Below are 24,090 nucleotides of genomic sequence, written 5' to 3'. Positions count from 1 at the left end.
CGACCCGAATGATGCTTCCGGCGCGGTAGACGTCCTGCCCCATTTTGCCGCACGGCGAACGTGATCCAGGGCACAGACGGACTGATGGCGGCCCCCTAGAAAAAGTGACATCATTGCGCCCATTGCCAATGGAGGTGACATCATGCGCCGTCCAGCCTTTTCCAGTTTGTTTCTTGCGTCCGGTTTCCTTGCGCTCACCCTGTTGACGGCACCGACGGACGCCGCCGCCGAAGCGCGGCTCGCGCTGGTGATCGGCCAGTCCGCCTATCGCACGGTGCCGGAACTCCCCAACGCCGCCAACGACGCCAAGGGCATGACCGAGCTGCTCGGCAATGCCGGCTTCACCGTCACCACGGCCGCCAATCTGGCGCAGAATGAGATGCGCGCGGCGATCTCCGATTTCGCCGGCAAGGTCAGCGCCAGCGGCGCCGACACCGTGGCGCTGGTGTTCTATGCCGGCCATGGCCTGCAGATCGACGGCGAGAACTATCTCGTTCCCGTCGATCTCGATCCCAAGCGCGAGGCCGACATTCCGCTCCAGGGTGTCCGGCTGAACGACATGCTCAACACGCTCGGCGCGCTGCCGACGCGGGCGCGCATCTTCATGCTCGATGCCTGCCGCAACAATCCGTTCCCCGCGCTCAGCGGCGCCGGCCACGGGCTTGCGCTCGTCGACACCAAGGCCGGCGCACCGGGCTCCTTCATCTCCTATTCGACCTCGCCCGGCGCCGAAGCCGAGGACGGCAACGGCATCGACAGCCCCTACACCGCGGCCGTGCTGACCGTCGCCAAGCAGCCCAATCTGCCGATCGAGGAGGTGTTCAAGCGCATCCGCGTCGCCGTCGCGCAATCGACCGACGGACGGCAGATCCCCTGGGAAAGCTCCTCGCTGACCACCGACTTCAGGTTTTTCGGCGAGAGCAGCGGCAGCACGCCCGCTCTTCCCGGCGCATCCGCGATGGCGCTTGCCGGCGGCACGCGCAGCCTCGAGGACTGGCGCAAGGAATTGCGCGGCAAGCCCGCCATGGTCGCCTACGAGCTCGTGATCACCGAAGACACCGTGGAGGCATATCAGGCCTATATCGAGCTCTACGCACAGGACACCCGCACGCCGCGCCTGCGCACAGTGCTGGAGCGGCGCCGTCAGATGCTGGCCTGGGAGCGCGCCACCGCGATCAACACCCGCGCTTCGTTCGAAGCGTATCTTGCGAATTGGGACAACAGCGACCTCGCTGCAACCGCACGCAGGCTGCTGCTTCGCGTGCAGAACCGCAACTACGGCCTGCCCGTCTCCGCCGCGGCGACGCCGGCTCCGGTCGCAGTCGCGATGGCGCCGACCTGCCCGTGCTCGGCGCCGACACCGCCGGCAACGCCCGCCAATCCGAGTGTGCCGCCCATCATCAAGAAGCGCGTCGACGACACGCCGCCGAAGCGCAAGGTGGTCGAGACGCCGCCCAAGCGCCGTCCGCCGCCCGAGGAAGTGGTCTATGAGCGCGCGCCCCCTCCAGGTCCGCCGCCCGCCGCCATCATGCAGGGTATCGGCGTCGGTATCGGGATCGGCATCGGGATGGGTGGCGGCCGCGGCGGCGGCGACCATTATCGCGGCGACTACCGCAGATACTGAGCCGGTCCGGCATAACCGCATTCGCGCATACCACGAGGCCGTCATGCCCGGGCTTGTCCCGGGCATCCACGTTCTTCACCCGTGATGCGGCGTGCTGGTTTCTATTGCGCTAGCGCAGGATAATCGCGCTGCACCGCCTCGCGGACCCAGCTGGCCTGGATTGCGCGCGACAGGATCTGGGCGGTCTTGATATCGTCGGCCTTCACGCAGAGATCGACGATGCGGCGGACCGCGTCGTCGCGCATCAGATCGTCGGAGATCTTCATCGCGATCTCCATCGCGTTGCGCGCCGCACGTTCATAGCGTTCGCGTTCGCCGGACTGCGCGGAAGCTCCGACGGCCTCGGCGCATACCCCCGCATCCTGGCAGATCTTGCGGATGCGGTCGGCCGCTTCGATGTCGCCGATCGGTCCCTGGACCGGCTCGTCCCAGATATCCGCCAGGCGCGGCCTTGCAAACCACCTCATCCCGTCCCCCGTCGCGCCTCGTCCAGCTTCATGTCGGCATAGTTCGCAAGCGTGTTCAGGAGATGCGGCGCGGCCCGATCGCCTCGAACTGCGCCTTCTGCTCGTCGTTCAGCGTGGCGTAGAAATCATCGAGCGCCGCGCGCACCGACTTGATACCATCCAGCATCAGCTCGAGCCGCTTGCGGATTGCGGCCATGCGCGCCGGCGGTGTCATCACCTCATTGGGCTCGCAGGCCGCCTTGAGCGATGCGCTGACCTTGGCGCTGGTGTCCTGGAGCACCTGGAGCGCAGCGCGCTGGGTGTCGTTCGGACGAAGCCTCTCCTCGAGAGTGGCACCGGGCCAATCGAACGCGGCGGACGCGCTGCAAGTCTGCACCGGCGATCCGCTCGCATTGCTCGACGCCGTCGCGCGCCGCTGATCGTCGGCCAGCGCATTGAAGCGCGCCTTCTGCTCGTCGGTGAGCGAACCATAGAACTGGTCGAGCGCAGGCTGGACCAGGTCGACGGCCTTCTGCATCGCCTCGACACGCTGCTGCATCGCCGCGAGCCGGCCGGGCGCCGTCGCTGCGGCCTGCGTGGGACAGGATGTGCGGATCAGCGCTGCCGCGTCGATCGAGGCATTGCCGAGCGCATCGAGAGCGGCGCCCTGCGCATCCGTCGGCTGCACCGCGGCTGCGATCTGGTCGATCGGCAGACCGACGATGGCACGGCGGTCGCTGCCGCAGAGCTGATCGAGCGGAGCGCTGCGCGCCCGCCGCCGCCCCTGCGGCTGCTGTGGCAGATAGGCCGACAGGCGATCATAGCCATAGGGGCCGAATAGGCCGGCATAGATGTCCGGATAGCCGTAGCCCCAGAAGCCGAGCCCGTCGCCCCAGATCGTGTAGTCGTAGAGATCATTGTAGGCGAACGGCCAGAACAGCGGCCCAACCCAGCCGTAGCCGCCACCGGCATGCTGCCACCATCCGCTGCCTGCGCCGCTCCAGCCGGCCAGCGCGGCCGCGGCCACGAGCTGTGCGCGCACCGCCGGATTGCTGATCAACCGGCCATTGCGGAATGCGCTGGAGTTCAGGGCATTGCGAAAGTTTGCCGGCCGGATCGCCGCATTGCGGATCTGACCGAAATTGGGGCCGCCGCGCCGTGCGCCGGTCGTGAACCGGACCGCGCGATGATGTCCGCCATGCGCGTGCCCGCCGCCGTGACCGCGGAAATGGCCGCCGTGGTGGCCGCCGCCGCGCCCGCCTCCATGACCCCCGCCATGACCACCGCCATGACCGCCCTTCGCGAACGCCGCGCCCGCCAGCATGCAGGCAAACACCACAGCGGCTATTCCCATGACCGGTCGCACCATCGCACCCTCCCGCGCAAAGCCGTGCCATTGAGGCATCGGAACTTGGCGGGAATTGGAACCGGCGGGATTGCCGAAAGTTCCCGGTTCCCACGGTTCGCTGGCGCTACACCTCCGGTACGATCTTGCCGGGGTTGAAAATATTGAGCGGATCGAGCGCCTTTTTGAGCGCCCGCATCGCATCCAGCGCTTCAGGACCTAGCTCGGCCTTGAGGTATTTCTGCTTGCCCTGGCCGATGCCGTGCTCGCCGGTGCAGGTGCCGTCCATCGCCTGCGCGCGTTCCACCAGGCGATGCATGAACTCCTCGCCGCGCGCCATCTCGCCCGCGTCGTTGGTGTCGCAGACCAGCGAGCAATGAAAATTGCCGTCGCCGACATGGCCGACGATCGGCGACAGCAGATTGAGGCGCTTGAGATCCTCCTCAGTCTCGCTGACGCAATCGGCGAGCCGTGAAATCGGCACGCAGACATCGGTCGCAACCACGCCGATGCTGTCACCGGGCCGCAGCGCCTTCACCGACCAATAGGCATCGTGCCGTGCCTGCCACAGTTTCGTGCGGTCCTCCGGCTTGGTGGTCCAGGAGAAATCACCGCCGCCGCAGTCCTTCGCGATCTCGCCGAAGGCCTTGGACTGCTCGGCGACCTCGATCTCACTGCCGTGGAATTCCATCAAGAGCAGCGGCGTCTCCGGCAGCGTAAGCTTGGAATAGGCGTTGCAGGCCTGCACTTGCGCGGCGTTGAGCAACTCGATGCGCGCCACGGGAATACCGGTCTGGATCGCCAGGATCACGGCCTGACAGGCGCCGTGCACGCTCTCGAACGACACCGCACCGGCCGCGATCGTCTCGGGAATGCCGCGGAGGCGGATGGTCAGCTCCGAGATGATGCCGAGCGTGCCTTCGGCCCCAACGAACAGATGCGTGAGGTCGTAGCCCGCGGATGATTTCTTGGCGCGCGTGCCCGTCGTAATGATCTCGCCGTCTCCGCGCACCACCTTCAGTGCCAGCACGCTGTCGCGCATGGTGCCGTAGCGGACCGCATTGGTGCCGGAGGCGCGGGTCGAGGCCATGCCGCCGAGAGAGGCATCCGCGCCGGGATCAATCGGGAAGAACAGGCCCTGGTCGCGCAGATGCTCGTTCAGCGCCTTGCGGGTGACGCCGGGCTCGATCACGCAGTCGAGGTCCTCGGCATGCACTGCCAGCACCTTGTTCATGTCGCGCAGATCAATCGAGATACCGCCGGCGGGTGCGTTGACCTGGCCTTCGAGCGAGGTGCCGGTGCCGAAGGGAATGACGGGCACACGATTCTTAGCGCAGATCCGCACCACGTCCTGGATGTCGGCGGTCTCCTGCGCCATCACCACCCCATCAGGCGGCTGGTTGGGGAGCCAAGTGGTGGTATGGCCGTGCTGCTCGCGGACGGCCTGCGAGGTGATCAGGCGGTTGCCGAAGCGTGCGGCAAGCTGCTCCAGCGCGCTCGCGAGGGCTTTCGGCTCCGGCCTCGGCGGATTATTGGTGATGGTGGTGCCCACGGAATTCCTCCCGACAGAAGAACCGTGGCAAAGGACATAAAACCGGTCAAGTCAAGCGACCGGACGCATGGCTAGGGAAGAACATATGCCGGAGACTGCAGCCTCAACGCCGAAAGCAGAGCCGTTCCGCGCCGCGATCATGCAGATCGAGCCGCAATGGATCGACTATAACGGCCATCTGAACATGGCCTATTACAACGTGATGTTCGACCGTGCGATCGACCAGCTTTGGCTCGAGCTCGGGATGGGGCCGGCCTACATGAAGGAGCGAGGCGGCTCGAGCTTCACCGCCGAATGCCACGTGCGCTATTTGCGCGAAATCCACCTCGGCGATCCCGTGCAGATCTTCGTCTGGTTGCTGGAGGCCGACGACAAGCGGCTCCACACGTTCGAGGAGATGCGGCATGCCAGCGAAGGCTGGCTCTCGGCGACTTCCGAGAACATGTCGCTGCATATGGATATGACTACGCGGCGCGTCGCGCCGCTTCCGCTCGATATTCGCGAGCGTATCGCTGCGGTGACAAAGGCCCACAGCGCCGCACCGCGGCCCGAGGGCATCGGCCGGAACGTGGCGATGCCCTCGAAGCGGTAAGCGCTATATCCTGTTGCGGCCGCGCGCCAAGCCCACCACGGCCGAGACCAGGAACAGAACAACCGCGATGAAGAAGATGATCTTGGCGATCTCGATCGAAGCGCCGGCGATGCCGCCGAAGCCTAGAATGCCGGCGATCAGCGCGATAACCAGAAACGTCACAACCCAGCCAAGCATGGTCAAACCCTCGTCTTGATGTCCGTTTGCGTCTGGCGCGGCTGACCGCACCACCTGTCCAGACAATCTCGACGCCGGAACGATGGTTCCGGCCGGCACAGGATGGAAATTCGCAGGGCCTGCAGGAACAAATTGGCTTGCCGCGCACGTGGAAAACCTCGTTCGGCCGCCCCATATAGGCACCAATCCCTGTTAAGAAGGCTCCCTTCCACCACCCCGCGGTGCCATCGTGGGGCCGATGATTCGCATGACCGAGCCGAGCAATATCACCAGCGTACCCGACCACCAGCCCGCAGCCGGCGGCATCGCCGCGCGTGCGCGCGCGTCCGTGGGCCCGAAATATCTCTCCGGCCTCAATCCGGAACAGCGCGAGGCGGTGGAGACGCTCGACGGCCCGGTTCTGGTGCTGGCCGGCGCCGGCACCGGCAAGACGCGCGTGCTGACGACGCGTATCGCCCATATCCTGAGCCAGGGCCGCGCCCGTCCCGCGGAGATCTTGTCGGTGACCTTCACCAACAAGGCCGCGCGCGAGATGAAGCACCGGCTCGGCCAGATGCTTGGCCACGCCGTCGAGGGCATGCCGTGGCTCGGCACCTTCCACTCCATCGGCGGCCGCATCCTGCGCGTCCACGCCGAGCTGGCTCAGCTCAAGTCGAACTTCACCGTGCTCGATGTCGACGACCAGGTGCGGCTGCTCAAGCAGTTGCTCCAGGCCGAGAACATCGACGACAAGCGCTGGCCGGCGCGGATGCTGGCCGGCCTGATCGACGGCTGGAAGAACCGCGGCCTGATGCCGTCGCAGGTGCCCTCGGGCGAGGCCGCCACCTTCGCCAACGGCAAGGGCGGCAAGCTCTATGCGAATTATCAGGAGCGACTGAAGATCCTGAACGCTGCGGATTTCGGCGATCTGCTGCTGGAGAACATCCGCATCTTCCGCGAGCACCCGGATATCCTGCGGCAATACCAGCAGCGCTTCAAGTTCATCCTGGTCGACGAATATCAGGACACCAACGTCGCGCAATATCTGTGGCTGCGGCTGCTGTCGCAGGCGCCCGCTGCAGCCGCGAAGCCAGCCGCCCCGGCCGTCATTCCGGGGCAGCTCGAAGAGCCGAACCTGGAATCCGGCAGTGAGTCCGACGATCGAGATTCCGGGTCTGCGCCTTCGGCGCATCCCGGAAGGACGGAGCGGGCGGCGATTGCAGCCGCTCCCGCCGCCCCCACCAAAAACATCTGCTGCGTCGGCGACGACGACCAGTCGATCTATGGCTGGCGCGGCGCCGAGGTCGATAACATCCTGCGCTTCGACCACGATTTCCCCGGCGCCAAGGTCATTCGCCTGGAGCGCAACTATCGCTCGACCGGGCACATCCTCGCTGCCGCCTCGCATCTGATCGCGCACAATGAAGGCCGGCTCGGCAAGACGCTGCGCACCGAGGACCAGGACGGCGAGAAGGTCACGGTGACGGGCTCGTGGGATTCGGAAGAGGAAGCCCGCGGCATCGGCGAGGAAATCGAGCAGATCCAGCGCCGCGGCGAGAAGCTGAACGAGGTCGCGATTCTCGTGCGCGCCTCCTACCAGATGCGCGAGTTCGAAGACCGCTTCGTCACGCTCGGCCTGCCCTACCGCGTCATCGGCGGCCCGCGCTTCTACGAGCGCGCGGAAATCCGCGACGCGCTGGCGTATTTGCGGGTCATCAACTCCCCGGCCGACGACCTCGCCTTCGAGCGCATCGTCAACGTGCCGAAGCGGGGCCTCGGCGATGCCACCGTGCAGATGCTGCACGACCACGCCCGCAAGCGCCGCATTCCGCTGTTCGAGGCGGCCCGCGCGGTGGTCGAGACCGACGAACTGAAGCCGAAGGCGCGCGGCTCGCTTCGCGACGTCGTCGCCCAGTTCGATCGCTGGCGCGCCCAGCGCGAGGTCACCGCCCACACCGATCTCGCCCAGATCGTGCTCGACGAGAGCGGCTATACGGAGATGTGGCAGAAGGACCGTTCGGCGGACGCCGCGGGCCGGCTGGAGAACCTGAAAGAACTGGTGCGCTCGATGGAGGAGTTCGAGAACCTGCAAGGGTTCCTCGAGCACATCTCACTGGTGATGGACCGCGACAGCGGCGCCGATGAGGATGCGGTGTCGCTGATGACGTTGCATTCGGCCAAGGGGCTGGAATTCGACAACGTGTTCCTGCCCGGCTGGGAAGAAGGCCTGTTCCCGAGCCAGCGCACGCTGGACGAACAGGGCCGCGCCGGCCTGGAAGAAGAACGCCGGCTCGGCCATGTCGGTTTGACCCGCGCCCGCCGCCGCGCGATGATCTATTTCGCGACCAACCGGCGCATCCACGGCACCTGGTCGACCACGATCCCCTCGCGCTTCCTCGACGAACTGCCCGCGGCCAATGTCGAGATCACGGAATCCAAGGGCGGCTCGGCCTGGGGCGGCACCGGCGGCTACGGCGCCTCCCGCTTCGACGACATGGAGGCGTTCGGCTCCACCTATTCGACGCCGGGCTGGCAGCGCGCGCAGGCCAACCGCAACCGAGGTGGACAAGGCGGCCGCAATGGTGGCGGGCGCGGCGGTTTCGAGGAAGAGGCCGCGACGTTCTCCTCCTCCTCGACATCGGGCCCCGATTTCGGCAGCTTCTCCTCGCGCCGTCGCGGTCCCCTGACGATCGAGGGCGAACTGGTCGCCAAATCCACCGGCACCACCTCGGAATTCTCGCTGTCCGACCGCGTCTTCCACCAGAAATTCGGCTACGGCCGCGTCACCAGGATCGACGGCAACAAGCTCACCATCGCCTTCGATAAGGCCGGCGAGAAGAAGGTCGTGGACAGCTTCGTGCAGCGGGCGTGAGGCCCGCGATATGGCTCAGTACGTTGCCATCATCGAGGACACCGATCCGGACGAAGCCGTGGGCCTCTGGTTCCCCGACCTGCCCGGTTGCATTTCCGGCGGTGACGATGTCGACGAGGCCCTGGAGAATGCGCCCGAGGCACTCGCGTTCTATGCGCAGGAGCTGATCGCGGACGGCCGGCAGCTTCCGCCGCCGCGGACGCTGGACGAGCTCAAGGCCGCCCCTGAATTTGCCGACGATCTGGGGAAGCACACGGTCGTCCTGATCGAATGGCCGCCCCTCGCCGAGGCCCCGGAGTGAGGATTGTTCGCCGCACTGGCCGGACGTTCGACGGTTCTGGTCCGAACAGCCCTTGACCATCGCGAACTTCCCCGTATCAGATGCAACCCATGGTCCGGGGCTCCGTCATATTGATCGTGCTTGCATTGGGGATGCCGTCGCTCAGCGCGGCGCAGACGATGAGCTTTGGCGATTCGATCGGCAAGCTGGCGGCGAGCTGCGGCGCGGAAATCGTTGCCAATTGCCGCGGCGTCAATCCGGATTCGAACCGGCTGAAGGAATGCCTGTCGCGTAACCGCGATGTGCTTTCGCCGCAATGCACGAGCGACTATCTCGGCGTGTTCGACGCCATCCAGAAGCGCGTGGCCGCGCGCGTCACGGTGGCGAACGCCTGCCAGCGCGAGATCGTCAAGGTCTGCGGCGGCTCGACCAAGGAGACCAGCAAGTCGGTCCCCTGCCTGGTCTCGACGCCCAAGGGCATCAGCAACAATTGCCTCAAGGCCGTCGACGATGCGGGGTATCGCTGATGCGCGCGAAGGGACTCGCCACCGCCGGACTAGGCATCGCCCTGGGCTTCGCTCTGCTCGCGGACACCGCACGCGCCCAGACGGCGGCTCCGACCCGCGACGACATCGTCGCCAAGCTCAACCGTTTCGAGCAAGCCGCCGAGATCGACCTTCACGCGCTGAAGCAGCAGGTGATGGAGCGCGCCAAGACCAGGATCAAGAACGATCCCGGTCCGGTGAACCGGCCGCTGATCGCACCCGATCTCGCCCAGTTGCCCGCCTTCAACGCGCAGATCCAGTTCGACGCCGACACGCCGATCATCCAGCCGGCCTCCTACCAGACCGTCGGCCGCATCGCGGACGCGCTGGTTCATTCCTCGCTGCTGCCCTACACCTTCCTGATCGTCGGCCATGTCGAATCCAACTCGAAGACGCGCGAGGCCAATGCGATCCTGAGCCAGCGCCGCGCGGACGCGATCCGCGACGTGCTGGTGAACACGTTCAAGATCTCGACCAAGCGGCTGCACCCGATCGGCCTCGGTGAAGAGCAGTTTCTCGACCGGGCCAAGCCGACGTCGGCCGTCAACGGCCAGTTGCAGATCCTGACCTATGCCAAGTTGCCTGAAGAGGCGCATCCGGCTGCGGCGCCTGCGCCTGCGGCGAAAAAGCCCGCGAAGAAGCGCTGAGTCAACGCGGCTTCGCGGCTGACGGAACCCTTTGAAGTTCTGATATTTTATAGCCTGTCGGGAGCGCACCAATACGGTTTTGCACGACAAGAGCGCCGGTTTGTGCACCGCCCGGTCCAGTGCTATAGCCTCTGTTCGCCCTTCCCGACCCCGTGCTGCATGAGACCGAAATGGGTGGCTATTTTCAGCGCCAACTTGCCGTTTATGTCGAGTACCATCGCGACCCCCGGAACACGGCGATGCATGTGGTCGGTATCCTGCTGTTGTTCACCGGCGCCGTGCTGCCGCTCACGCTGGTCAAGCTGCCGCTGTTCGGTTTCGACGTCAGCCTGGCGGTGATCCTGGCCTTGCCGGTTCTGGTCTATTGGCTGTTGCTCGACATGGCGCTCGGGATCGGCATTCTGGCGGTCTCGATCGTGCTGTTTTCGGTTGCGGCGAGCATCGCGGCGCAAGTCAGCACCGCCACGATGTGGGCAATTTTCGCCGTGCTGGTAGCGCTCGGCCTCGCCGCGCAGGCTATCGGCCACAAGGTTTTTGAGGGCCGCGAAGCCTCATTGTTCACTTTTCCTTCGCATCTTTTGCTTGGACCGATGTTCGTAATGGCAAAATTATTCATTGCATTGGGCTTCCGTCGCGACCTTGCCGCGATTCTGGCGCCTCTTCCGACCAATTCCCTATCAACCCGATAGCTCTAGAAGCGAAACAGCAACCTTCTGCATGGCTCTCGTCCTGGTTACCGGTGGCAGTGGCTTCATCGGACATCATCTCGTCGAAGCGCTCCGTGCCCGTGGGCAGCGGGTACGTGTGCTCGACGTCCGCGCGCCGGCGGCGGCGAACACTGACGTTGAACATGTCCACGGCTCCGTGCTGGACAGCGCTGCGGTTGATACGGCGGTCGCCGGGGTCGATCAGGTCTATCACCTCGCCGGCCTGCCCGGCATGTGGGTCGCCAACAAGCAGGACTTTCACGAGGTCAATTGCCGGGGCACCGAGATTGTGCTCGCGGCCGCAATGAAGCGCGGCGTGTCGCGCTTTCTGCACTGCTCGACGGAATCGATCCTGTTCCCCTATTCCGACCTCAAGGGCGTTCCCGCCGAAGAGGCGCTGCAGCCGGCCGATGCGATGCCGGGCGCCTATACGCGGTCGAAGTCGCTCGCCGAGCATCATGCCGCCAAGGCGGCGGCCAACGGCTTTCCGCTGGTGATCGGCACGCCGACCATGCCGATCGGCGCCGCCGACCACAATCTGACGCCGCCGACGGCGATGCTGTGGTACTTCCTCCAGAAGAAAGTGCAGCCGCATCTCAACTTCCTGGTCAACCTCGTCGACGTGCGCGACGTCGCCATGGGCCTGGTGCTGACCATGGAGCGCGGACGCCTCGGCCAGCGCTACATCCTCGGCGGCGACTGCGTCCCGCTCGGCAACATCCTGCGGATGATGTCGGCGATCAGCGGCCGCCGGCAGTACCCGGTCGTCGTCCCCGGCAGGATCGCCGAGCTCTCCGCGATCATGCTCGAATACATCTCCGATCATGTCACGCGCCGGCCGCCCAACGGCACCGCCGAGGGCGTGCGCATCGCGCTCGCCGCCAGCGACCTTTCGATCGGCAAGGCGCGCACCGAGCTCGGCTATTCGCCACGCCCGATCGAGCCCGTCTTGCGCGAAACCATCACCCATCTTCTCGCCCGCGGCGGCCAGCCGGCCTCCGGCGCCATCGAGCATCGCGCGCTCTCCTCGCGCGCGAGCTAACGCCGCCGCCTAACGCAAAGAACCTTCATGTCCTTCGATTTCAGCAAGCTTCTCTCCGTCGCCTGGGGTGGCTGGACCACGGCCTGGCCGACCAAAGTGCTGGCCTTGCTCTGGCTCGCCTTTCTCGCCAGCTGGGTCGGCGCTTCGTTTTGGCAAGGCCAGACCAAGAAGCAGGTCATGACGCTGGAGTCGCAGCGCTTTCGCTTGCCGATCCTGGTCGGCGGCATCCTGTACACGCCGTGGGTCGCGGAGATACTGGGCTGGAAGCCGCTCTGGGTGCTCGGCAACACCGGCATCGCCATTGCCGCAATCCTCTCGGCCGCCGGCATTGCCTTCGCCTGGTGGGGCCGACTGCATCTGGGAAAATTCTGGTCCAACGCCATCACCCAGAAGGAAGACCACCGCGTCATCGACACCGGCCCCTACGGCATCGTGCGTCACCCGATCTATACCGGCTTGATCTTCGGCATGCTCGTCACCGGCATCGCCATCGGCCTCGTAACGACGATCCTCGGTGCGATCCTGATCTCGCTCGGCATGTGGCAGAAGGGCCGGATGGAAGAGGTGTTCCTGTCCAAGGAGCTCGGCGAAGACGCCTACGGTGCCTATTGCCGCCGCGTGCCGATGATCATCCCGTTCCTGTCGCGGCGGTAGGTATAGTAACCCGCCTCCCTCTCGTGTCCCGGACGCGCTGCAGCGTGCAACGCTGCGGCGCTGCGTCCGGGGCAGGCGCACGACCGGCGCGCCGAGGAACCGCAATCCCTCTGGCCCGTTACCCGTCGACACCTGCCCGAACCGCAGAGCATCGAGCCATGTCGGATGCCTACGACTATTTTCGCGAGCATGCGATCGCCGCAATCCGCAAGGCGCGGACGTTGCCGCCTGGGCGGCCGAAGCAGAAGCAGCGCACGGTGGCGCGTGTCTATCATCTGCTGTCCAAGGAGGCCGCACTGACGCCGAACCTCCATCATCTCGATGATTTTCGCGCGGCGCGACGGCTGGAGCGGCAGATCCGCCGCTGATCGGCGGGCAAGCCGCCGGCGTTCGTCCCATGCAAATTCGATCGGCTGCTATTCCACGGGAATAGACCCCGCGGGCGTACCGCACAGGTTGACGCGGGCCGCGTCAACCAGTTGGATGCGCGCGCAAACAGGGGCTTCTCATGACCTTTTCCAGCATCTTCGCGCAGTTCGTTGCGCTCCTCGGCGGCATCGCGCTGCAATGGCGCAAGCTGACGGGGACCGAGCCCGTGCCGGCCTGGGGAGAGAAGCCCGCCATCCCCGAAGCGAAGCCACAAGGTGCCATACCGACTCTGAAGATGCCGACCGCGCGGGGCTGGAGCGAGGGACAGAAGCCGACAGTCGCGCCCGGGCTCAAGGTCAATGCGTTCGCGACCGGTCTCGATCATCCGCGCTGGATCGAGGTGCTGCCCAATGGCGACGTGCTGATCGCCGAAGCGACGCAGATCGCGGGCGCACCGAGGTCCGTGTTTCATTATGCGATGCAGGCCACCATGCGCCGCGCCGCGGCGCTCGGCGTTTCCGCCGACCGCATCACGCTGCTGCGCGACAAGAATGGCGACGGCGTCGCCGAAATCAGCGGCGCCTTCATGGAAAACCTCAGCCAGCCGTTCGGCATGGCGCTGGTCGGCGACACCTTCTATGTCGGCAATACCGATGGCGTGATGGCGTTTCCTTACGTCGCGGGCGCCGACCGCATCACCGCGCCGGGCAAGCGGCTGACGACCTTCAAGCCGGGCGGACACTGGACACGCAGCCTCCTTGCAAGCCCGGACGGCAAGAAGCTCTATGCGGGTGTCGGCTCGCTCAGCAACATCGCCGAGATGGGCATGGAGGTCGAGGAGGGCCGCGCGGCGGTGTACGAGCTCGACCTCGTCGCCGGCACGCATCGCATTTTCGGCGCAGGCTTGCGCAATCCGGTGGGCCTTGCCTGGGAGCCGAATACGAATGTGCTCTGGACCGTGGTCAACGAGCGCGACGGCCTCGGCGACGAGACGCCGCCTGATTATCTCACCTCGGTGCGCGACGGCGGCTTCTATGGCTGGCCCTATTGCTACTGGGGCAAGACGGTGGACGATCGCGTGCCGCAGGATCCGGCGATGGTCGCAAAGGCGATTCAACCGGACTACGCGCTCGGCGGCCATACGGCTTCGCTCGGCCTGTGCTGGATGCCCGCGGGCACCTTGCCCGGCTTCGGGGACGGCATGGCGATCGGCCAGCACGGCTCGTGGAATCGCAGCAAGCTATCCGGCTACAAGCTGGTGTTCGTCCCGTTCGAGAACGGCAGGCCTTCCGGCCCCGCGCGCGACATCCTGTCGGGCTTCCTCGCACCGGACGAGAAGGAATCCTACGGCCGCCCGGTCGGCGTCGTGATCGGACCGGACAAGAAGTCGCTGCTGATGGCCGACGATGTCGGCAACGTGATCTGGCGCGTGACGGGCGCGTAAGGGTTCACGTCCCTACACACAGCGTGGCGCGCTGCTTGCGCAGCAGCGCGATCACCGAGAGCGCGGTGATCAGGCCGGTCTTTGGATTTTCAGACGGGATGTTCTCGATCGCCATCGAGAAGCGCGCCGAATCCGCCTCGACCTCGATGCGGTGAACGTTGCGCGTCACGGTCGGGTCGGCCCAGATCTGCACCTGCGTGCGATCCGGCCCGACGCCCGCGAGCGACAGCGCCACCGCGACGTTGAGATTGGCCGGAAAACCCTTGGCCGCTTCGCGCGCCGTGCCCTCGAACAGTTTGAGCGGCTCACGCAGATTGTCGATGTCGATGTTGTTCGCGACGATGAACGGCGCGCCCTTCAGCCCGTCGATCGGCTTGCGCGTCACCATCTTCACGGATTCAATGGTGCCGACCGCGGCGGCGTTGACGGCGTCGAGCCCGATCAGTGCGCCCGTGGGCACGATGATGCGGCCGCCATTGGCGCGGGCGAGATCGACGAGATCGAAATGATCGAGCAGGCCGCCGACGCTGACCACGATAGCTGCCTTGCCGCGCGTCACCGCGGGCTCGACGATTGCGCGCAACTGGCTGCTCGGCGCACATTCCACCACGATGTCGGCTGCGTCGCCGAGCTGGGCGATCGGCAGCACGGATGGCGGGCAGCGCAAGCCGCTCAAGAAGGCTTGATGCTTGGCGGCATCGCGCACGGCGACGGCCGACAGCGTCAAGCCCTCAATGCCCTGATCGAGGGCTGTCGCGATCTTGGTGCCGATCGAGCCCAGGCCCGCGATGGCAACGCGCAACTCGCTCGACGCTCTCTGTTCCGTCATCGCAATCACCTTTGATCCGGCTGCCGTCATAGCGCCTCACGCCTCCCGCGCATAGCTGCGCAGCCGTGCCGCGAGCACAGCCAGCATGGCGTCGCGGGCCGGATCGCGCGAGCCGCGCAGCCAGGCCGCGGCGAGCGGCAGGCGGCCGACGGGACCGCTCTGCCTCGGCCGGAGCGGCACGAAGCGCACGCCTGTCACCGCCATTCGCGCGGTCCAGCGCGGTACGATCGCAACGCCGAGCCGTGTCGCCACCAGGTTGATGATGGTCTGCTTCTCGTCGGCGACCTGCACCATGCGTGGCGTCAACCCGGCCTGTTCGAACAGCTTCATCGTGAGGTCGTGGCTGTGCGGCCGCGAGCGGCGGTCCGGTACGAGCATCGACTCGTCCGCGATCTCGGCCAGCGTGATCGACGTCCTCTTGGCCAGCGCGTGCCGCTGCGGGAATGCCACGACCGCGGTCTCCTGGAGCAGATCGCGGAATTCGAGCCGCTTGTCCGCAGTGGCGGGCGGGCGAACAAAGGCGACATCGAGCGCGCCGCTCAAGATCTTCGGCAGCAGCCGGACGGTCTTGTCTTCCAGAAGCTGCACTGCGATGTCCGGGTGCCTGACGCGGAAATCTCGGAGCAGCGGCGGCAGCAATCCGGCCGCCGCGCTGTCGATGGCGCCGATCCGGAGCCGCCGCGCGGCGCCGGCACGCGAGCGGTTGCGCAAATTGTTCTCGGCCGCCTCGACCCGGGCGAGGATGGCACGCGCATCGCGCAGCAACGTCGTGCCGCCCTCGGTGAGCGACACCGCACGCGTCGTCCGCGCGAACAGCCGCGTTCCCAAATCCTCTTCCAGCAGCCTGATCTGCCGGCCGAGCGCCGAAGGCAGCATCTGCAGCTGCTGTGCCGCGCGGCCGAAATGCAGCTGCTCGGCCGCCGCCAGGAAGCATCGGAGCTGATGCAATTCCATTCCGCAATTCCTCTCGTCCCGCGCCACGATGATTATATCATTTTTTTGTATAAACCAGCGTCAATTGAGCTCGCGCTGCACTCCCGTCTAGACTTGCCGGCAACGCGGACGGCCCGACAGGCCGGCACGATCTCTCACACGGAGCCTCCCCCCATGCGCACCCATTCCATCGCAGCCATTCCCGCCGACGGCATCGGCCCCGAGGTGATCTCGGCCGGAGTCCGCGTGCTGGAGGCGCTGGCGAAACGCAGCGGGGACCTCGCCTTCAACGTCAGGACGTTCGACTGGGGCTCGGACTATTACAAGAAGCACGGCGTGATGATGCCGGCCGACGGCCTCGCCGAACTGAAGAAGTTCGACGCGATCTATTTCGGCGCGGTCGGCGCCCCTGACGTGCCCGACCACGTCACGCTGTGGGGCCTGCGGCTGCCGATCTGCCAGGGTTTTGACCAATATGCCAATGTGCGCCCAACCAGGATATTACCGGGCGTGGCCTCGCCGCTGCGCGATGTCGGCGTCGGCGATCTCGACTGGGTGATCGTGCGCGAGAATTCGGAAGGCGAATATGCCGGCATGGGCGGCCGCGCGCACAAGGGCCTGCCGGAAGAGGTCGGCACTGAAGTTGCGGTCTTCACCCGCGTCGGCGTCACCCGCATCATGCGCTATGCGTTCCAGCTCGCGCAGTCGCGTCCGCGCAAGTTCCTGACCGTCGTGACCAAGTCGAACGCGCAGCGCCACGGCATGGTGATGTGGGACGAGATCGCGGCCGAGGTCGCGGCCGAATTTCCCGACGTCACCTGGGACAAGATGCTGGTCGACGCCATGACGGTGCGCATGACATTGCATCCGAAGAGCCTCGACACCATCGTGGCGACCAATCTGCACGCCGACATCCTGTCCGACCTCGCCGGCGCGCTGGCGGGCAGCCTCGGCGTGGCGCCGACAGGCAACATCGATCCGCAGCGCCGCTTCCCCTCGATGTTCGAGCCGATCCACGGCTCGGCTTTCGACATCACCGGCAAGGGCATCGCCAATCCGGTCGCGACCTTCTGGACCGGCGCGCAGATGCTCGAGCATCTTGGCGAAAAGGATGCGGCCTCGAGGCTGATGGCCGCCGTCGAGCGCGTCTGCGCAGCCGGCGTGCTGACGCCGGACGTCGGCGGCAAGGCGACGACGAAGGAAGTGACGGATGCCGTGATCGACGCCATCCACGGATCGAACGTCTAGCGGACGAATGTCGGCGAACCAATCCTGACGTCACTGCACGCCGTAGCGGGTGAACTCGTCGACGATCTTGAGGTCGATCCTCTTCGCCGCCGAGACGTCGCGGTCGCCGCCGGCGTTGTCGCCCTGCCTCAGTCGGGCAAGTCCGCGTCCATAGAGCGCGCTTGCCAGGTTTGGCGCCAGGCGCAGCGCTGAACTGTAGTCGTCGACCGCGGCGGCGAGCTGCCCCATCTTCAGATGGATCAGTGCGCGTGAATCATAGGTCGCGGCGTCGCTGGATCCCGATTGAATGACCCTGTCGCAGTCGTCGAGACCGGCCTGCAGATCGCCGATCACCGCCCGGGCCCAGCAACGTCCGCTCCTCGCCCACGTCAAATTCGGATCGAGACGAATGGCCTCGTCAAAATCCAGCGCGGCCTGGTCATACCGCTTCAGCTTCAGGTGGGCTTGCGCACGATTGGCGAAGGCGCGGCCATAAGCAGGATCGAGCCTGATCGCCTCGTCGAAGGACTTGACCGCGTCCTCGTAGGCCCCCTTCCGCAGATAGGCGACGCCGCGATTGTTCACCGGCTTGACGTAGCCCCCGGCGAGCTCGATCGCGCGATCGAAATCGCTGATTGCGCGGTCGTACTCCGCCGCCGCGGCAAAGGCGTTGCCACGGTTGTTGTAAGCCAGAGGCAGCGCGGCGGGCTTGGTATCGCTCGAATTGATGAGCGCCGTGCAGCCGGCGACCCGGGCCTGGGCCGGAATACGGTCCGAGCCATTGCACTGCTCGATGCTCCTGAGGTGGCTATTCTTCTGCGGTTGCTGCGCGCCCGCCGGCAAGCCGAGCGACAGCATCACGAGCGCGGACGCGACGCTGTCGATGATGGCGGCTCGGATGGTCATGCCCGTGTCGCTTCAGCACCCTCTGCAAATGTTCGGCCTCGGACCGCTCCCCCGTTCGGGCGTGACAGCAGTCACGTGCTTCTTTGCCAGTTTGCTCTTGCCCTCCTCGATGAGAGTCGAGAACTTGACCGCGCCGTCATCCGCAATTTCGATGTGCGGCGTAGTGCCTCGGATTCCCATCGTTGCAACGGGCGTATCGACCTTCATGTCGCCGGTCCTGGCGATCTGGCCGGCGACGAAAGTCGCCGTGCCTTTGGCCAGATTGAAAAATGTGGCATTGGACTTGCCGTCGGGATCATAAACGTACTCATCCAGGGTCATGCGCGCGTTGCTCGACAAATTGAACGAAGAGCCATCGCTGAAATTGATGCTGACCCGGCTGTCCGCCCCCGTTTGCACGACGTCGCGGAGATAGACGGCATCGCCGGTTTTTGCCTGAGCGGGGTCACCGAGGTTCGCCTGGACGACGGCCGCACCCTTGTGCTCGATCGAGACCGAACCTGTGACGGCTACGACCTTGCCAATGGGTTTTGGCACCGCATCATCGGAGCCACGTATCACGGGATTGACTGGAGTCTGCGCTTGCGCGGCGAGACCACCCGCGGATGCCAAAATGAAGCCGGTGACCAAAACTGCAATCATATGTCTGCACATGACCCGCCCTTTCCGAGAAGGATGTGGTTTGCGAGCCGCTCGATGGAGCTGTATGAGCCCTAGGTAGGGCTCGCAATTCGTGCACTGCCAATTTCTACAACCTGGATCGGTCCTAACGGACCTGCCTTCCAGACAAAGTATCTCCGAAATTGATGTTAGGCCCAAGCCGTTTGCTTGACCAGCGAAATTGAGCTAAATGTCACGTTGCTTGATCGTCAACTTCTAGAGAGCGCAAATTGTTGCTGCGGAGAGACATCTCCGCTGAACCGGCCATCGTCTTGGCCATACCTATAGAGATCGATTTTTTACAGAACTTCTTCGGCGTGCAGGCCTGGGGTTGCTAACGCCAAAAATTGCATATTGAGCCCGTGGCTTAGCAAAACCGATACAAGACCGCAGCACCGCGCCGAGCCCGAATTATTCGGCACGCGAGGCCACAGTCATGTCAGTTGCTTTTGGCGTTGAGCCCCACAATTGGGCCATTAAAACCTCCCCCCTCCAGATCGTCGGCATCGTCCAAAGCACGTTAGGGTGCGTAACCCTCACGCGCGATGGCGGCCCAGCCGCGCAAGTCAGCATTGGCGACCTTGTCTACCGGCTGGACGTCATCGAAACGGCTGCGGATGCGCAAGTCGGAATTCGCCTCCTCGACGACACCGAATTCAACATCGCCGGCGGGGCGCGCGTCGAACTGCGGGAGTTCGCCTCCGATTCCGACGCCGCGTCGCGCTCGACCATCGTTGCGATCAGCAGCGGAAGCTTTGCGTTCGCGGCCGGCCGGCTGGCGGATGGCGGCACCCTGACGATCGACACGCCCCTCGGCAGCGTTCGGGGCCGCTCCCATGCAACCGGCTTTGGCATTCTGACGATGACGGCGCTGACCTTCGCCATGATGGACCGGGCGCAAGGCGCGGATCCCGACGGCGCGTCTCTGGACAACGACACGCTCTCTTACAAGGACCTTCAGCACGGCGCGTTCGAGCTCATCACCAAGGAGCGGGTGCCGCGACACATCATTGTCGATGATCCTGGCGAAACCGTTGTTCTGAACAGGGTCGGCTCCTCGATCAGCGTTAATCAGGTCGCCAACAGCGCCGCTCGCATGGAGGAGCTGCACGCCGCTCAACAGGACGTGCTTGCCAATCTCACGCGCGGCCCGACGGGCTCCGGCACGCCGCCCTTTGCCTCCACGCCGTCACTGCAGCACATCAATTTCACGTCGGAGAATAGGACTGCGGCACCCAACGTGCTTCCGGTCGCTCCCCCGATCGAGTTCCCCCTGATCGTGGTGCCGCTTCCCGAATTGAACCTGCCGGCCGGCCCGATCGAAATCGACACGTTCAGGTTCGACGATACGTTCGCCACGGTAACCGGCACCTTCACCGCCAGCAGCCCGTTCAACAACACCCTCACCTATGGTCTCGCCGGTGGCACGGCCAGCACCGCGGTTCTGAACGGAGAGACATACGATCTTTGGCAGAGCAGTCCTTTTGGCACGCTCTATCTCAACAGCGCATCCGGCGCCTACACGTTCGTTCCGAATGCGGATGCCATCAACGCCCTGTTGTCGCCGACGACCACGAGCTTCGTCATCACGGTCTCGGACGGCTTCGTCTCGACGAGCCGGAGCTTCGTCGTCACCATCAACGGCGTCAACGACACCGCCATCATCTCGGGCAACGCCGAAGGCACGGTAGTGGAGGCCGGCGGTGTCGCCAATGTGGTACCGGGAACACCGAGCGCAACCGGCACGCTGACAGCCACGGATGTCGACAATCCGCCCGACACGTTCACGACGGTGAGTTCGCCCGCCAGGAGCACGGGCGGCTACGGCACTTTCACGATGACGGCCGGCGGCGTGTGGACCTACACGCTCGACGATAGCAACACCGCAGTACAGTCCCTGAATGCCGGCGATACGCTGATCGATCGGTTCACCGTGACAAGTATCGACGGCACTCCCCAGGTCGTGACGATCGCGATCCAGGGCAGCAACGACGCCGCCGTCGTCTCCGGGATTACCGCCGGTTCGGTCGTCGAGGCGGGCGGCGCCTCACCCGGCACACCGACCGCGACGGGCACGCTCCTCGCTGGGGATGTGGACAGCACGGCCGATACTTTCGTGGAAGTCAACACACCGACGGCGAGCGCGCAAGCGTATGGCAGCTTCACCATCACCACGGCCGGCGTGTGGACCTACACGCTCGACAATACCAACGCCGCGGTACAGGCGCTCAACAACGGCGATACGCTGACAGACAGCTTCACGGTGACCACGATCGACGGCACGACGCAGATCGTGACGGTCACCATCAACGGCAGCAACGACGGGGCGGACGTCTCCGGAACGAAGACCGGCGCGGTGACCGAGGCCGGAGGTGTGGCCAACGGTACGCCCGGCACGCCGGCTGCAACCGGGACATTGACCGATGTCGATCCCGACAACGCGTCCAACACCTTCACGCCGGTGACCACGCCAACGCCGAGCGCAGGCGGCTTCGGGGCCTTCACGATGACCGCGCTTGGGACCTGGACCTACACGCTCGACGATGGCAACGTCACGGTGCAGGCCCTCAATGTCGGCGATACGCTGATCGACCAGTTCACCGTGACCACGGTCGACGGCACGCCGCAGACGGTGACAATCACAATCCGCGGCGCGAATGACGCCGCCATCATTTCCGGAACCGCGACAGGCTCGGTGCTCGAAGCCGGCGTCATCTCTTCCGGCACGCCGGTGGCGACCGGCACGCTCACCGATACCGACGTCGACAATCCGGCCGACACCTTCGTGGCGGTGATCTCGCCCACGTCCAGCAACGGTGGCTACGGCACGTTCACGATGACCGCGTCCGGGCTGTGGACCTACACGCTCGACAACACCAGCAACGCGGTACAGGCGCTCAACAACGGAAGCACGCTGACGGACAGCTTCACGGTGACCGCAGCCGACGGCACGCCGCAGACGGTCACGATCACAATCAACGGCAGCAACGACAGCGCGGTCATCTCGGGAACGGCGACAGGTGCCGTGACCGAGGCCGGCGGGGTGGCCAATGGCACGTCCGGCTTGCCGACGACGACGGGGACATTGACCGATATCGATCCCGACAACACCGCCAATACCTTCACGCCGGTCATCACGCCAAGGCCAAGCGCAGGCGGCTTCGGCACGTTCACGATGACCGCACTGGGCGTTTGGGCCTACACGCTCGACAATGCCAACGCCACGGTGCAGGCCCTCAATGCTGGCGATACGCTGACCGACCAATTCACCGTGACCACGATCGACGGGACGCCGAAACTGGTGACGATCACGATCAACGGCACCAATGACGCCGCCATCATTTCCGGGACCACGACAGGCTCGGTGCTCGAGGCCGGCGGCATCGCCCCCGGCACGCCGGTTGCGACCGGCACGCTCACTGATACTGACGTGGACAACCTCGCCAACACCTTCACGGCGGTGACCTCGTCCACTGCAAGCGACGGCGGTTACGGCAGCTTCACGATGACCGCATCGGGGGTGTGGACCTATACACTGGACAATAACAACAGCGTGGTGGACGCGCTCGGCGCCGGCGATACGCTCACCGACCACTTCACGGTAACGTCCATCGACGGCACCACGCAGGAGGTGGCGATCACCATCCACGGCGCCAGCGATGCGGACCCCAACGACTTCGACAATCTGGCGCTGGGAAGCACCGTCGTATCCAACCCTCCGTTTGTTTACGGCACGCCCGGTGACGACAGCGTCGCCGGCGGCGGCAGCATTTCCCAGATCGTCTACGGTGGCGCCGGCGACGACAACCTGAACGGGACCGGCGTGACCGACACCCTCTACGGCGGATCCGGCGACGATACGATCAAGGGCAATAACGGTGACGACCTCATCTACGGCGGCTCCGGACAGGACGATATCAACGGCAACAACGATAACGACACCATCGTCGGCGGGTTCGGCGCGGATACGCTCACGGGCAGCAACGGTGCTGATGTCTTCACTTACCTCTCGGCAGTGGATTCCAGAGCCGGCCGGTTCGACACGATTACCGATTTCATATCGGGAACCGACAAGATCGATCTGAGGGCGGTCGGCGCGCTCGGCTTCGTGATCCTGGCATTGAGCTCGTCAAGCTCCTCCGTGCCGCCCCACACCATCGCCTGGATCTACGACAGCGCGGCCAACGAGACCATCGTGTATGTGAATCCGACCGATCAAACTCTCCAGATCGGTGATTCCAGCCTGCTGGAGGTTCATCTCCAAGGTGTCGCGACCATTGCTTCGTCGGACTTCATCGTGGATGAAGCCGTGGCACCGGTCATGGCGGTGAGCGACACCCTCGATCCGTCCGCAATTATACAAAGTGAAGCGGCTGTCATCACGCTCAGCACGTCCGACACCTCTGCCGACACGTCGGAAAGTGCCAGCACTTCTTCGCTCGACGGCGGTTCGACCGCCGTGGAGGTGAGTTATCTCCTCGATGCCGATTTGGATCACAGCGGAAGGACCACCGAGACGGCGCCTTCCACCTCGGGCGAGATTGAAACGAAATCCACCCTGTGGGAAACGGCCATCGGTTCGCGACCGATGGATTCCTTCAAGTTTGTCTTCGAGCAGACCAAAGCCGATGACGGCGCCTATCTGAAAGGAATCCACACGGCCGAGGCGGCGGTGGAGAGCCATCCCGTGTTCTGGTTCGCGCCGGATGCGCTTCTGGCGGCCGACCAGCATGTCAATGAAGGCAAGGCCGCGGAGAGCCATGGCCGCGCCAGCCTGGCCGACAGCGAGAACGTGCTTGATGCTACCCCATGGAAAGGGCTCGGGGACGGAGACAACCCTCGCTCGATGACGCCTCAGGCAAGCGCGCACGAGCATGCTCCGGCGGAAGCGCCCGGCGGCTCTCATTCTCATCTGCTCTCTGCAGGAGATGGCGAACCGGCAAGCCCGAAGGGCAATCCGCATGAGCCGGGCGATTCCTTCAACTTCCTGAAGCCTCCGATCGAGAGGCCGAGCGTCGCATTTGCGAACGATATCCCGCCCGGCCATCAAGAAATCGCGGCGGAGGCCCGCGTTCACGGCGCTCCCCCGATGGCGAGCGAGTTTTCGCATCCCGACCTCGGCCTTCACGTTGCGGGCGGCGCAGCCGGGCATCATGTGCCGCACGATCTCCTGGTGTGACCATGGTCTATTGAAGATGCACATGGCGGGAATGCATCGCTAAATCTCGCGAGCCCCGCAAGCCAGAGGCCTGTAACGATC

The 24,090-nt window shown here is 65.1% G+C and carries 21 protein-coding genes; 13 read left to right on the top strand and 8 right to left on the bottom strand.

Features of this window, described 5'->3' with window-relative positions:
- The first annotated feature begins 142 nt into the window (after positions 1-142).
- Positions 143-1,624, top strand: a complete 1,482-nt coding sequence (locus tag ACFDR6_RS18290) for a caspase family protein (protein ID WP_375859066.1) — start codon at positions 143-145, stop codon at positions 1,622-1,624.
- A 101-nt stretch (positions 1,625-1,725) separates the two neighbouring features.
- Here the strand turns inward: ACFDR6_RS18290 and ACFDR6_RS18285 are convergent, their stop codons facing one another.
- From ACFDR6_RS18285 to ACFDR6_RS18275, 3 genes are all read right to left on the bottom strand, one after another.
- The gene (locus tag ACFDR6_RS18285; RefSeq protein ID WP_375859065.1) at positions 1,726-2,091 is read right to left on the bottom strand and encodes a hypothetical protein; all 366 of its coding nucleotides are present in this window, start codon (positions 2,089-2,091) and stop codon (positions 1,726-1,728) included.
- Between the two features lie 55 nt (positions 2,092-2,146).
- On the bottom strand, positions 2,147-3,439 hold the full coding sequence (locus ACFDR6_RS18280) for a Spy/CpxP family protein refolding chaperone (protein ID WP_375859064.1): 1,293 nt from the start codon (positions 3,437-3,439) through the stop codon (positions 2,147-2,149).
- Between the two features lie 103 nt (positions 3,440-3,542).
- Positions 3,543-4,967, bottom strand: a complete 1,425-nt coding sequence (locus ACFDR6_RS18275) for an FAD-binding oxidoreductase (RefSeq protein WP_375859063.1) — start codon at positions 4,965-4,967, stop codon at positions 3,543-3,545.
- An 85-nt stretch (positions 4,968-5,052) separates the two neighbouring features.
- On the opposite strand from ACFDR6_RS18275, the gene ACFDR6_RS18270 reads away from it, so the two are divergent.
- Positions 5,053-5,559: a thioesterase family protein gene (locus ACFDR6_RS18270; RefSeq protein WP_317242558.1), complete on the top strand. Its 507-nt coding sequence runs from the start codon at positions 5,053-5,055 to the stop codon at positions 5,557-5,559.
- A gap of 3 nt (positions 5,560-5,562) precedes the next feature.
- Here ACFDR6_RS18270 and ACFDR6_RS18265 read toward each other — a convergent pair whose 3' ends face one another.
- Entirely contained in the window at positions 5,563-5,736 is a 174-nt protein-coding gene (locus tag ACFDR6_RS18265; RefSeq protein WP_008556598.1) for a DUF1328 domain-containing protein, read from the bottom strand.
- Between the two features lie 238 nt (positions 5,737-5,974).
- On the opposite strand from ACFDR6_RS18265, the gene ACFDR6_RS18260 reads away from it, so the two are divergent.
- The 9 genes from ACFDR6_RS18260 (at position 5,975) to ACFDR6_RS18220 (ending at position 14,275) form a co-directional block, all read left to right on the top strand.
- Complete coding sequence (locus ACFDR6_RS18260) at positions 5,975-8,587, top strand: ATP-dependent helicase (RefSeq protein WP_375859062.1); 2,613 nt, start codon at positions 5,975-5,977, stop codon at positions 8,585-8,587.
- 10 nt (positions 8,588-8,597) lie between these two features.
- Positions 8,598-8,888, top strand: a complete 291-nt coding sequence (locus tag ACFDR6_RS18255) for a type II toxin-antitoxin system HicB family antitoxin (protein ID WP_212080649.1) — start codon at positions 8,598-8,600, stop codon at positions 8,886-8,888.
- A gap of 89 nt (positions 8,889-8,977) precedes the next feature.
- Positions 8,978-9,394: a hypothetical protein gene (locus ACFDR6_RS18250; protein WP_212080648.1), complete on the top strand. Its 417-nt coding sequence runs from the start codon at positions 8,978-8,980 to the stop codon at positions 9,392-9,394.
- The gene (locus ACFDR6_RS18245; protein WP_317242557.1) at positions 9,394-10,059 is read left to right on the top strand and encodes an OmpA family protein; all 666 of its coding nucleotides are present in this window, start codon (positions 9,394-9,396) and stop codon (positions 10,057-10,059) included. Before ACFDR6_RS18250 ends, ACFDR6_RS18245 begins: the two co-directional genes overlap by 1 nt.
- Before the next feature lie 170 nt (positions 10,060-10,229).
- The gene (locus ACFDR6_RS18240) at positions 10,230-10,748 is read left to right on the top strand and encodes an Mpo1 family 2-hydroxy fatty acid dioxygenase (protein WP_317242556.1); all 519 of its coding nucleotides are present in this window, start codon (positions 10,230-10,232) and stop codon (positions 10,746-10,748) included.
- Positions 10,749-10,776: 28 nt separating this feature from the next.
- Positions 10,777-11,808, top strand: a complete 1,032-nt coding sequence (locus tag ACFDR6_RS18235) for an NAD-dependent epimerase/dehydratase family protein (protein WP_375859061.1) — start codon at positions 10,777-10,779, stop codon at positions 11,806-11,808.
- A 27-nt stretch (positions 11,809-11,835) separates the two neighbouring features.
- The gene (locus ACFDR6_RS18230; protein ID WP_375859060.1) at positions 11,836-12,462 is read left to right on the top strand and encodes a methyltransferase family protein; all 627 of its coding nucleotides are present in this window, start codon (positions 11,836-11,838) and stop codon (positions 12,460-12,462) included.
- Between the two features lie 158 nt (positions 12,463-12,620).
- A complete protein-coding gene (locus tag ACFDR6_RS18225) occupies positions 12,621-12,830 on the top strand; it encodes a hypothetical protein (protein WP_212080643.1) in 210 nt (69 codons plus the stop codon).
- A gap of 140 nt (positions 12,831-12,970) precedes the next feature.
- Complete coding sequence (locus ACFDR6_RS18220) at positions 12,971-14,275, top strand: PQQ-dependent sugar dehydrogenase (protein ID WP_375859059.1); 1,305 nt, start codon at positions 12,971-12,973, stop codon at positions 14,273-14,275.
- Positions 14,276-14,279: 4 nt separating this feature from the next.
- Here ACFDR6_RS18220 and ACFDR6_RS18215 read toward each other — a convergent pair whose 3' ends face one another.
- Both ACFDR6_RS18215 and ACFDR6_RS18210 read right to left on the bottom strand, forming a co-directional pair.
- A complete protein-coding gene (locus ACFDR6_RS18215; protein ID WP_375859058.1) occupies positions 14,280-15,104 on the bottom strand; it encodes an aspartate dehydrogenase in 825 nt (274 codons plus the stop codon).
- 36 nt (positions 15,105-15,140) lie between these two features.
- Positions 15,141-16,058 (bottom strand): LysR substrate-binding domain-containing protein, encoded by a 918-nt coding sequence (locus tag ACFDR6_RS18210; protein ID WP_375859057.1) that lies wholly within the window; start codon positions 16,056-16,058, stop codon positions 15,141-15,143.
- Between the two features lie 153 nt (positions 16,059-16,211).
- Here ACFDR6_RS18210 and ACFDR6_RS18205 point away from each other — a divergent pair, with 153 nt between their 5' ends.
- Positions 16,212-17,285: a tartrate dehydrogenase gene (locus ACFDR6_RS18205; RefSeq protein WP_375859056.1), complete on the top strand. Its 1,074-nt coding sequence runs from the start codon at positions 16,212-16,214 to the stop codon at positions 17,283-17,285.
- 30 nt (positions 17,286-17,315) lie between these two features.
- Here ACFDR6_RS18205 and ACFDR6_RS18200 read toward each other — a convergent pair whose 3' ends face one another.
- Positions 17,316-18,170 carry a tetratricopeptide repeat protein gene (locus ACFDR6_RS18200; protein ID WP_375859055.1) on the bottom strand — a complete coding sequence of 285 codons (855 nt, stop codon included), beginning with the start codon at positions 18,168-18,170 and terminating at the stop codon, positions 17,316-17,318.
- Positions 18,171-18,182: 12 nt separating this feature from the next.
- Positions 18,183-18,812, bottom strand: coding sequence for a FecR family protein (locus tag ACFDR6_RS18195; protein ID WP_249152880.1), 630 nt, complete (start codon positions 18,810-18,812; stop codon positions 18,183-18,185).
- 454 nt (positions 18,813-19,266) lie between these two features.
- Here ACFDR6_RS18195 and ACFDR6_RS18190 point away from each other — a divergent pair, with 454 nt between their 5' ends.
- The gene (locus ACFDR6_RS18190; protein ID WP_375859054.1) at positions 19,267-24,009 is read left to right on the top strand and encodes a VCBS domain-containing protein; all 4,743 of its coding nucleotides are present in this window, start codon (positions 19,267-19,269) and stop codon (positions 24,007-24,009) included.
- The last annotated feature ends 81 nt before the right edge of the window (positions 24,010-24,090 follow it).

This window comes from Bradyrhizobium tunisiense, from assembly GCF_042263385.1.
In the GTDB taxonomy this organism is placed as follows: Bacteria; Pseudomonadota; Alphaproteobacteria; order Rhizobiales; family Xanthobacteraceae; genus Bradyrhizobium; species Bradyrhizobium tunisiense.
This window is presented reverse-complemented; position numbering and strand designations above follow the sequence as displayed.

Excerpts from the sequence above, each read along its gene's own strand:
- ACFDR6_RS18270 (WP_317242558.1), top strand. The coding sequence starts at position 5,053 with ATGCCGGAGACTGCAGCCTCAACGCCGAAAGCAGAGCCGTTCCGCGCC.
- ACFDR6_RS18220 (WP_375859059.1), top strand. The coding sequence starts at position 12,971 with ATGACCTTTTCCAGCATCTTCGCGCAGTTCGTTGCGCTCCTCGGCGGC.
- ACFDR6_RS18240 (WP_317242556.1), top strand. The coding sequence starts at position 10,230 with ATGGGTGGCTATTTTCAGCGCCAACTTGCCGTTTATGTCGAGTACCAT.
- ACFDR6_RS18290 (WP_375859066.1), top strand. The coding sequence starts at position 143 with ATGCGCCGTCCAGCCTTTTCCAGTTTGTTTCTTGCGTCCGGTTTCCTT.
- ACFDR6_RS18200 (WP_375859055.1), bottom strand. The coding sequence starts at position 18,170 with ATGACCATCCGAGCCGCCATCATCGACAGCGTCGCGTCCGCGCTCGTG.
- ACFDR6_RS18210 (WP_375859057.1), bottom strand. The coding sequence starts at position 16,058 with ATGGAATTGCATCAGCTCCGATGCTTCCTGGCGGCGGCCGAGCAGCTG.
- ACFDR6_RS18250 (WP_212080648.1), top strand. The coding sequence starts at position 8,978 with ATGGTCCGGGGCTCCGTCATATTGATCGTGCTTGCATTGGGGATGCCG.
- ACFDR6_RS18195 (WP_249152880.1), bottom strand. The coding sequence starts at position 18,812 with ATGATTGCAGTTTTGGTCACCGGCTTCATTTTGGCATCCGCGGGTGGT.
- ACFDR6_RS18235 (WP_375859061.1), top strand. The coding sequence starts at position 10,777 with ATGGCTCTCGTCCTGGTTACCGGTGGCAGTGGCTTCATCGGACATCAT.
- ACFDR6_RS18265 (WP_008556598.1), bottom strand. The coding sequence starts at position 5,736 with ATGCTTGGCTGGGTTGTGACGTTTCTGGTTATCGCGCTGATCGCCGGC.
- ACFDR6_RS18225 (WP_212080643.1), top strand. The coding sequence starts at position 12,621 with ATGTCGGATGCCTACGACTATTTTCGCGAGCATGCGATCGCCGCAATC.
- ACFDR6_RS18205 (WP_375859056.1), top strand. The coding sequence starts at position 16,212 with ATGCGCACCCATTCCATCGCAGCCATTCCCGCCGACGGCATCGGCCCC.
- ACFDR6_RS18245 (WP_317242557.1), top strand. The coding sequence starts at position 9,394 with ATGCGCGCGAAGGGACTCGCCACCGCCGGACTAGGCATCGCCCTGGGC.
- ACFDR6_RS18285 (WP_375859065.1), bottom strand. The coding sequence starts at position 2,091 with ATGAGGTGGTTTGCAAGGCCGCGCCTGGCGGATATCTGGGACGAGCCG.
- ACFDR6_RS18215 (WP_375859058.1), bottom strand. The coding sequence starts at position 15,104 with ATGACGGAACAGAGAGCGTCGAGCGAGTTGCGCGTTGCCATCGCGGGC.
- ACFDR6_RS18230 (WP_375859060.1), top strand. The coding sequence starts at position 11,836 with ATGTCCTTCGATTTCAGCAAGCTTCTCTCCGTCGCCTGGGGTGGCTGG.
- ACFDR6_RS18190 (WP_375859054.1), top strand. The coding sequence starts at position 19,267 with ATGTCAGTTGCTTTTGGCGTTGAGCCCCACAATTGGGCCATTAAAACC.
- ACFDR6_RS18280 (WP_375859064.1), bottom strand. The coding sequence starts at position 3,439 with ATGGTGCGACCGGTCATGGGAATAGCCGCTGTGGTGTTTGCCTGCATG.
- ACFDR6_RS18260 (WP_375859062.1), top strand. The coding sequence starts at position 5,975 with ATGATTCGCATGACCGAGCCGAGCAATATCACCAGCGTACCCGACCAC.
- ACFDR6_RS18255 (WP_212080649.1), top strand. The coding sequence starts at position 8,598 with ATGGCTCAGTACGTTGCCATCATCGAGGACACCGATCCGGACGAAGCC.